Here is a 9,530-nt window from a genome sequence, read left to right on the forward strand (position 1 = left end):
AATTAATTTGATGGCTTCAGCTTTAAATTCTGTGGTGTAAGTCTTGTGTTTCTTGCTCATGGTAAACTCCTGATGAGTGTGTTTAGTTTACCAAGTTAAAACCTCCTGTTTTTTCAGCACACATCATAGATACCAGGCATGTGATGCTGACTATCCCGCCCAGCAATTACATGAGCAAGATATTCATTATATGTTTCATAATATATATGAAAATATAATTGAGCCTGCAGTTTTTCTACAGTGATCGAACCTACAAACCGATTATCAAGCCAATTCTTAAGTTTCGTATTAATGTGTGTTGATGAAATTAGTGGATTCGATGCTTGTTCTATATAGTCAAACCAAGCAGAAGGTAAATGTAGTTGATGTGTCATCACTTCATTCCACCGCACATGATTTAAGCTCTTAATCTTCTGCTCTGTAATTTTAAGATTTAATTTGAGTAAATATTCGCGACGTCTACTTGAACCATTCTGGATCAAAATTCCATCTTGAATAAGCTCGTTAAAATCCATCAGTGCGACGGGTGATAATCCCGTCAAAAGTGACAATAAACATGCTGCAGCGATTGCAGCATCCCTCCAGTGCCCGGATAACTCGGTTCTCAACACATAAACAATTTGCTTCAGTATATCTGGCGCCAAATAATGTGGATTTGTAACAAAAGGAGCATGACGGCGCTGGCGATGCCGCATTAGATGCGTCGCATTATCGCTGAGTATATAATTTAAATTTTTAGACTTTTCATCTTCTGAATAAAACTCCATTTCAGGATCTAATAGATCAACTTCACCCTCTTCATCTTTGTGAAGAGCGGCATCATAAATACTAATCTTTGCGTTATGTCCAATATCTACTTGCTTACCCGTTTTAATTTCACGAAATTTTTTGAGTTCATTTTTCGTCGGCCATTGCAAAACTTTGCTTTTTTTTGACTTACGCTGACGATGAACTACACGACGATCATCTAGTCTTTTAAAAATTATTAATAGAGCCGATAAATACTCTATGACTTGTACTTGTTCGAAATCTTTAATATTAAAAAGTTGATTACGATCCTCTTTTTTCAAATTACGTTCGTACGTGACATAACAATTTAGCAGCTTACTACATTCATGAAATAATTCAGCATGATTAGAATCCAGCACATATCGTGAGACATAGCGTAATAGGTCACAAACATGTTTTTGCTTATTCTCAGCTTTATCAATTTTTGCAAATTCTTGATACTGCCGATATGTTAAAAAACTCGCTTGTAGAATCAAATAACGTTGCGATGACAGCTCTTGTGTATTACTAGAATCTGGACATGCAAAAAAACTCACAGCAGCTAAAAAAGAATACTTACCGATCTGTCTGGAGCCTGATATATAGCTATAAATTTGTTGTGCTAATTTGTATAGAGCGTAGACATCTTTATACAAATCATCTGATAGATCGACAAATTGTGTATTTACAATATCATCACGTAATAGACAATAATCTTGTTGATATTTTTCTGCTAAATCTAAGAATTGCTCTTGTGTTTCAATGTTTGGCATATTCATTTTCGCTTAATATTTTTATCACGTTGCATTGTTTAAATTCATTGTGATCAGAACGATTTGGTAAAAGTTGATCCTTTATTGAATTCTTTGTTAGCTTAAAAAATCTTGCAAAAAATTTAGCATCCAGTTCTTTCTGAGCTTTTCTTTCAAAGCACAAGTGTTGTTGTGATTTTTCGATAAAATCATCAAGATTATGTATCAACTGTAAGATTGCAACATAATTAGAATGCACACGTAAGCCTGGCTCCGTTTGCATTAATAGCAATATTTTTTGCCAAATTTTCACATAGATTATTTTGAACTTTGCTTGTACTACTACTTTCTGGCTCTGTTTAATCTTTTTGATTTTCAGTAGTTCTGAGTTAATTTTTACTATCTTAAATTGAACATTTTGTCGCTCAAAGCAAAAGGGCATGATAAATTGCCCCATAAATATCTCTATATTTTTTACTAAATAGTCAAATTTTAACATTTTTATCGATATAAAAAATGAGCATATCTTTGTATATTAAAATTCATTTAATTTATCAACTAAATTTTCTCAAAATTACAATTATCAACAAATACATATGGTTTACTTATCATGGGTGGTCTAAATTTTAAGAATTCTTCCACTTTTTTTTAGTTTTCTGTTATTACATGAAACAATACCGTTGTATTACATTTTAGAAATGCTGTGTATGCAGCATTGATCAAAAAGATTCTCTGCTATACTTACTTCACGTGTAGCATCAATGGAGTTTCGAAATGCTCAGAACCACTGAACAGAAAAGAAAATATATTCAAGCGACACGTTCGCAAAACTATCAAGCCAGCCTAAAGCTTGAAGGCATTACAACGACAGCTCAAACAACTCAACAAAGTAAAGCTGAAATCTTGCAAAAATATAAGAAGTATTCGCAACCCGAATCTTAGTCAGGTGCATGTATGGATAAATATGGGGAAATGGGTGACAGCCTGTATTGTTACCCTGGCACAAATATCCTAAAGAACAAACTCAATATTCGTGATGAACAAATTTTAGAACAAGCTGAACTAGAACTGTCTGGATTGGCAAGTAACTTAATTGAATATGCTGAACCACCTTACGACTTACAATACTTAAAATCAATTCATGCGCAGCTCTTTGGCGACTTATACGACTGGGCAGGAAAGTTAAGACAAATCGATATTTCCAAAGGTGACACCCGTTTTTGTAATTTTTCCCGTATTGAAATTGAAACCAATAAACTACTCAAACCGCTTCAAGAAAAAAAATACTTTCAAGGCTTAGCACCACAACAACTGATTCCTCAACTTGCCGACTTGTATTGTGAGCTTAATGTCATACACCCATTCCGTGAAGGTAATGGACGTACACAACGGATTTTCTTTGAGCATCTGATTGCTCATTGTGGTTATGGTATTGATTGGTCTCGCATTGACTCTCAACAACAATGGATTCAAGCCAATATTGAAGGTTTTTATGGTAATTTAAATCCATTAATTAAGATTTTTGAAATATGCTTTATTCAAAATACCTAAAATTTAAGTAGTCGAAGCCCACAATCCTTAATGAGCCATCATCTTTGCTTCAATCCACTGATTAATTTCCCAAATAAACCAACAATCACGATTCTTAGAAATCTTAATACTCTTCGGGTAATTTAGGATCGTAATATTCAGATTACTTATCCAGAATTGAATAGATCGTTAACTTAGATAGACTTTTAAGCAATGTAACTTGCCGCATGTTTATCAACATATGTCTCAAAAAAGTCTGCCCATACATAGATTTATGGTGTTTAGTGCTTAAATTTCAGATTAATCTTCGTCTGATGACCTGAATGGATGTTACAGATTACATGCAGGTGAATTACTCTGTGGCTGTATCATGGCTTTTGTGCAATCCAATCCATTTGATCCGAATGTTCTCTTTTGCAATAAAGCAGCCTCTTCTGCTTTTCCTGAACCAACGAACTATGTCATTGATTTGATTCAACCGACAACAGTGATGCTGAATCAAATCTCCAAAGAAGGGATTAAATGCAAGAAATGTGGTAAGAAAAAGATAGGGGATGGAAGTTATTATCCGTCTAATTGGAACCAGCCCATGAGTCGAGATCAGTTGAGTAAGAATCATTTTAAATGAATAAGAGAAGGATGGCTTACCTCACTTCTCCGAATAACAATGCTATGCTTTTCAACCAAGGTTATAAATTGGCAACTACATTTCATTCTTCTTCATGCTGGTCCTATAGCCTGTAGACAATTACTACATCATTTGCATTCAATGCTCAATACAGCCTGTCAGCAGAACCGCAGCGATACTTTTTTTCGTGCATACATGTAGTGTTTAAATCCATTCATTTTTCAATGATCCTCTGCCGTTTATCACATTTATGGTCGATCTTTAACCTTGTGAAAAATGCACATACCGATCCCTTCAAACTGTCAAATTTATGTATGCATGACATTTAAAGAAAATTATCTGATCAATTTTTTTAGGTAAAATTCATCAAGAAAAAAGTTATTATTATTCATAACATCACCAATAACCACATAAAAACAATAATTTAATAAATTATTCTTCCAATTTTTTTATATTTAGTGTTATTACCTCTAAATCCATGTTTACCACCTTCTATTACATAAGTAATTTAGAAGTATCCACGATATAAATTGCTTGCCCTCACACCTCTCCCCTCTCACGCCCAAAAAATTAGTTCATCGCACTTTGCCGGGAAATGCAGCACGGATCTTGAGGAAGAAGTAGTCCGTGTCGCGGTATCCATAGGCCATCCGCTTAATGACTTTGATCCGGTTGTTCATGCCCTCCAGCACGCTGGTGTTCAGCCGGTGGAGGGCACTGGAAACGATACCCTCCATATATGGCTCCAGCTTCTTGGCAAATCGTACCAAAGCATCAATTCCGCTACCGAGGGCCATGCCGGCCCATTCCCGCCAGGCGCTTCTGGCCGTCGTCTCGCTTTCCGCAAACCATAGCGTCTTAAGTTGGTCCTTGAGCACGTACACCGTAGTCAAGAACGCATTGGCGGCCAGGAGTTCGTCCAGCTTGACCGCCTGCTCGGGCTCAAGGTTGTCAGCATTGCGTAACAGTATCCAACGGCTGCTTTTGATCACCTTGCGGGCGACCTTGTCATCTCGCAGTTGATTGGCCTGATCAACTCGCACTCTATCCATCACTTCGCGGCCATACTTAGCCACCACATGGAACAGGTCGTAGACCACCACCGCGTTGGGGCACTGGGCCTTCACTTCAAGATCGAAGGCTGAGTTCATGTCCATGGCCACTGCCTCGATCTGGTTCCGGGCATCGCCTAACCACTCGAAGAACGGCCGGATCGCCTCACGCGAGCGGCCCTCGCCAATCCACACCACTTGCTGGGTGTCGGCACAGGCGACCACCGTGGCGTAGCGATGACCCTTGTGCAAGGCGAATTCGTCCATCATCAGGCGGCGCAATCGACTTCGATCTGGCTCGTGCAAATCACGTTTGAGCCGCTCCATGTCAATAGTCTTGACTGTATGCCAATGCAAGCCCAAAAGATTGGCAACATGACTGACGGGCAGCATCTGTACTAATTTCTCAATCCAGTTGCGCAATGATTGCGTAATACGGGAGCGCGGTGGTAGCCAATCGATCCGCTCTCTGGTTGGACCGCATTGTGGACAACGCAGCCGCCGCACAGGTACATCCAACTCGACGCGATACTGCATAATTGGTGACTCGCGAACTCGGCGCCAATTGATGTCATGTACCAGGAAACAAGGGCAATCGCATCGGCTACAAATTGGCGTATGCTCCTCGTCGTGTGTAAGACGGATCAGCAAAGTCTGTTCATCTAGAAGCCCATGAGACGCTGGCGAAAAGCCCTTCCAGAACAGGCTCCAAACATCAGCGCTAGTCATGATCATGGACCGATTGCGCGCTATCGGTGCCTTGTAGCGCCAAGGCATCATGTTCTTCTTGGCTGAGATGGCGTCTGTTGGGATTGATGCAGGACAGACAAAGCACTGCTGTTGCGAGGATGAGGCAATAAGCGATGATCGGCCAGGTGGTACCAGTCGATAAAAGCGTAATAATGAGTGTCCCGATAATCCCTAACAGTAGTCCACCCAAACAGAAGTAGACTGCTGTAGCGGTCCCAGCGATATGATCGAAACCTCGAAGAGCGGCATTGGGTGCCACCGATACCGCAGTGGCGATACCAACACCCACGAGCCACATCGGGGCGATGAAGCCAAGCACCGAGACCGGTGCCAATGTCTCGCCAACAGCGAGCAACAGCGCTCCCGCCATCAGACACCCCATTCCCACTCGTAAGGTCTTCAGGCTTCCCCACCGGGGAATCAGTCGTCCCATGATTCGCGCTGTAGCCATCATAGCGATGGCCACTGTAGCAAATAGCAAGCTGAAGCTAAGTTGCGATAACCCTTGCCTCCCCATCATTAGCCAGGGGGCGGTCGAGAAAAAGACGAAAAAGCTGCCCATCCCCGCGCTGTAACAGAGCGTGTACAGCCAGAAGTTCAGGTGTTTCACAGGAGTCAATAGCTGCGACCACTGTAGGTCTGCCGTCCGGTGCCGCCGAGTCTCTGGCCAGAGTCGCCAGGCTGCGATAACAGCGCCTATCATTGCCATCCCTAGCAAGCCGAAGATTGCGCGCCATCCGAGCCACGCGTCGACCAGCGCTCCTAGCAGTGGGCCTATCGCAGGAACCATCGCAAGCATAGAGCCGAGCAAGCCATAGATGACGTTGCTTTCCTCACGGCCCGAATAGATGTCGCGTACCGTCGCGAAAGTGGAAACGAGACATGCCGAAGCGCCGCAGGCCTGAAGAACGCGGAAGCTCAGAAAAAGTTCTGGCGATGAAACTACGGTGAGGCCGAATGAAGCCGCAATATAGGCAATCCCGCCACCAAGTAAAACGGGGCGGCGACCCAGCCGATCCGACAGTGGGCCGAAGAGAAGCTGTCCGGCTCCAAGCAAAACCAGGTATGCCGTCAACGTCAGCTGGATCGTCCCTGCACCGGACCCAAGTGCATCCGCCATGAAAGGCACCACGGGCAGGTACATATCCATGCCCAGTGACGCCAGCAAATCGAATGGTGATAACAGCAATAGCGTGGCGGGAAGAGAATACCGCCAAGAAAAATCTTTTGAGCGCACGAAGCCATCTCCTTAAGTTAAGAATTTGGCGGCGCTCTTGCAGAGCAACTAGGTTCTTGAGAACGCCGCAACAACCGAAAACGAAGGTTGCTGCGGCTTACTTGTCTGCTTTCTTGGTAGCGCTCATGTGCGGGTTATCTCATGGATGAGTCCATATCGTAACAATCTTCACGCTAAAGTGCAAAGAACCAAAAAATTTATACTGAAAGGCAGATTAAGCCCGTTCGAGTTACATATAGCCGCATGCTATATTGAAAGCATTAAGAAAATATCCTCAATATTTATAGGATTTTTAAAGTATGAACTAATTTTCGAAGAACCCTTTCTAAGTAATGTGACCTATTAGGAAAAATGAAAATACTGAAATCTCCGTATCAACAATCAGTCAAAGTACATCCTGATGATTTTCTGTAACCGATACCCAAGGACTATACCTACCCTTCTGATGTGCTGTGCAACAAAGCCCTCCTTAGCCACACTATAGCTATAGATTAATTCCATTATTTTGTGATTTAATTAAATTATTCATTCTTAAGACCCAATTTAATGGATTTATATTTCACTAAACCAGAAGAAGTTGTGACTCTTTTAGGTGAGCGTTTACGTAAGCAACGACTCTTTCTGGAGATGTCTCAAGCTGAGGTAGCAGCACGCGCTGGTGTCGGCGTGAATACAGTTTCGAATCTTGAAGCGGGACGAAATGTATCTGTTGAAAATTTAGTCCGTATTGCAATGGTCTTGGGTCGATTAAACGAACTTCAGGAACTATTTAAACCTCAGCTTAACAGTGTGAATGACATTCTTCGCTATGAGAGTCAAAGTAAGCGCCACCGTATTAAGAGGAAGGGATAATGCTCAATAGACTTAATGTTTATTACAACGGTTGGGGCGAATCATGGTTATGGGGAACGCTGATTAGTTCAACAGCCACGACAGGTAGACCCACCATTGCTTTTGAATATAGTCCAGAAGCAATACAGCAAGGTGTTGAGCTCTCTTCTTACTTGCTGCCTTTAAAAGGTCTACCATTCAGACAAGGTTTTCCTACTCATCAAATGGGACTCCCAGGTCCAGTCTATGACGCTTTACCAGATGGTTGGGGCATGATGTTGATGGATCGATATTTCAAAAAAATTGGCTTAAATTCAGCACGAATTGGACCTTTGGAGCGTCTGACCTATATTAGTAGTCACGCAATGGGTGCCCTCTCCTTTGAACCTTGTGTTGCTGACATGCAAACCTCAGAAAATATCCCTTTACAACAACTGGCCCAGGAAGTTCAAGAAGTACTCAAAGGTGAAGGTGGTGAATTTCTACAGCATTTATTGGTCATGGGTGGCTCCCCTCAAGGTGCCAGACCAAAAGCGTTGGTTTACCGAGATCCTGTCAATTTAGAGTTTTCGACTCAAGATTCTGATCAACATGAAGCCTGGCTGATTAAGTTTCCTGCTCAGCAAGAGCATCCTGAAGTCTGCGCCATTGAAGCCGTCTATGCAGAATGTTTGCGACTTTGTGCAATTGAGACTCCAGATACCCATTTCTTTAATTTGCCCAATGGTTTAACGGCTTTTGCTTCTAAACGATTCGATCGTCAAAATGGTATGCGGATTCCAATGCAGAGTTTGGCTGCATATACAGGAGCAGACTATAAAGTTCCAGGTAGCCTAGACTATCGCAATTTTCTCCGGGCAACCTTGATGTGTACGCAAGATGTACGAGAAAGATTGCATGCTTTTAAACGTGCTGTGTTTAATGTGCTTTTCAATAATCGGGATGACCATACTAAGAACTTTTCATTTCTCATGGAGAAAAATGGTCAATGGAAATTGGCTCCAGCCTATGATGTGACCTTCTGCGAGGGTCCAGGTGGTTATCATCAAATGGACATTATGGGAGAAGCGCTCAATATTTCCCGAAATGACATACATAAACTCGGTACTTCAGAAGCTAATCTGACTACTCTAGAAGTCGATGAGATCATCTTGACCATGCGTGAAATTGCACTTCAATTTAGTCAAATTGCGCAGCGCCTGTATCCCCATCAAATTCGAGAATCTACCCTACAGATGATTCAATCACGGATTCAACAGAATATTGATTTTTTAACTGAAACCTAAGCGTAAATATAAACTAAGCGCCAACCATCAACTGCAAATAGACTTTGATATAGTTAGTCGCTACATAATCTGTAGAACCTGTGAATTAGCTCTCTTTATAATCACGAATATTAGATGGATCACCGCCAAGATATATTCTGCAAACGTGAAATCACTACATCCAGATCGAAAATCACTAAGAAAAAACTGTCACCAAAAAAAGGTCTGCACTATGGATAGATGCAGACCAAACTCTGGATAACTACCAGCACGAGAAATATGTCGCAATTTTGCATAGACATGAATTTGATAAAATCAGCCCAGAAAGCCAGAAATTCATAAAAACTATTTCATCAATCCCCTATAACTTAATCACGTTCATGGTCGATCTTAAATCTTGTGAAAAGTACTCATGCTGACCTAGCCAAACTGTAAAACTCATGTATTCATAGCCTTTAAATGAATCTTTCAATCGGTATATTTAAGGTAAAAACTAGTAATCAGAAGTTATTATCACCCCCATATAAAACAAGGATCAACTTAAAAACAATAACTTAGTAAATTATTCTTCCATTTTTTTTATATTTAGTGTTATCAGGTGTAGATGAAAACCCTGTTTCATCAACATAACCTAATATAATTTCACCACGTGCCGCTTGCTCTCGTAATTTTTCAATCTGCTGTGTTGCTTGTTCAAATGCAATCGGATCTCTTTTT

The 9,530-nt window shown here is 41.2% G+C and carries 8 protein-coding genes and 1 pseudogene; 5 read left to right on the plus strand and 4 right to left on the minus strand.

Annotated features, from left to right (window positions below; translation table 11 throughout):
• Positions 1–125: 125 nt before the first annotated feature.
• A pseudogene (locus tag FTU37_RS15675) lies at positions 126–1,541 on the minus strand (hypothetical protein); the annotation flags it as partial.
• Positions 1,528–1,977 (minus strand): hypothetical protein, encoded by a 450-nt coding sequence (locus FTU37_RS15680; RefSeq protein WP_127800793.1) that lies wholly within the window; start codon positions 1,975–1,977, stop codon positions 1,528–1,530. The gene FTU37_RS15680 and the pseudogene FTU37_RS15675, both read right to left, overlap by 14 nt.
• A 317-nt stretch (positions 1,978–2,294) precedes the next feature.
• Between FTU37_RS15680 and FTU37_RS15685 the strand changes: the two genes are divergently transcribed.
• The 3 genes from FTU37_RS15685 to FTU37_RS15695 all read left to right on the plus strand — a co-directional run bounded on the left by FTU37_RS15685 (position 2,295) and on the right by FTU37_RS15695 (position 3,678).
• Positions 2,295–2,462, plus strand: coding sequence for a YhfG family protein (locus tag FTU37_RS15685; RefSeq protein WP_000946583.1), 168 nt, complete (start codon positions 2,295–2,297; stop codon positions 2,460–2,462).
• A gap of 12 nt (positions 2,463–2,474) precedes the next feature.
• Positions 2,475–3,071, plus strand: coding sequence for a putative adenosine monophosphate-protein transferase Fic (locus FTU37_RS15690; RefSeq protein WP_179990952.1), 597 nt, complete (start codon positions 2,475–2,477; stop codon positions 3,069–3,071).
• Between the two features lie 349 nt (positions 3,072–3,420).
• On the plus strand, positions 3,421–3,678 hold the full coding sequence (locus FTU37_RS15695; RefSeq protein ID WP_004726728.1) for a hypothetical protein: 258 nt from the start codon (positions 3,421–3,423) through the stop codon (positions 3,676–3,678).
• 575 nt (positions 3,679–4,253) lie between these two features.
• Here FTU37_RS15695 and FTU37_RS15700 read toward each other — a convergent pair.
• Entirely contained in the window at positions 4,254–5,459 is a 1,206-nt protein-coding gene (locus tag FTU37_RS15700; RefSeq protein ID WP_020753573.1) for an ISL3 family transposase, read from the minus strand.
• Positions 5,452–6,717: a CmlA/FloR family chloramphenicol efflux MFS transporter gene (cml, locus tag FTU37_RS15705; RefSeq protein ID WP_020753574.1), complete on the minus strand. Its 1,266-nt coding sequence runs from the start codon at positions 6,715–6,717 to the stop codon at positions 5,452–5,454. Before cml ends, FTU37_RS15700 begins: the two co-directional genes overlap by 8 nt.
• 546 nt (positions 6,718–7,263) lie before the next feature.
• Between cml and FTU37_RS15710 the strand changes: the two genes are divergently transcribed.
• Together FTU37_RS15710 and FTU37_RS15715 are read left to right on the plus strand one after the other, a co-directional pair.
• Entirely contained in the window at positions 7,264–7,569 is a 306-nt protein-coding gene (locus tag FTU37_RS15710) for a helix-turn-helix domain-containing protein (protein ID WP_000366814.1), read from the plus strand.
• Positions 7,569–8,834 (plus strand): type II toxin-antitoxin system HipA family toxin, encoded by a 1,266-nt coding sequence (locus FTU37_RS15715; protein WP_000934717.1) that lies wholly within the window; start codon positions 7,569–7,571, stop codon positions 8,832–8,834. The genes FTU37_RS15710 and FTU37_RS15715 overlap by 1 nt, the downstream gene beginning before the upstream one ends.
• Positions 8,835–9,530: the final 696 nt, after the last annotated feature.

It is taken from the genome of Acinetobacter sp. YH12097, from assembly GCF_013419225.1.
GTDB lineage: Bacteria > Pseudomonadota > Gammaproteobacteria > Pseudomonadales > Moraxellaceae > Acinetobacter > Acinetobacter amyesii.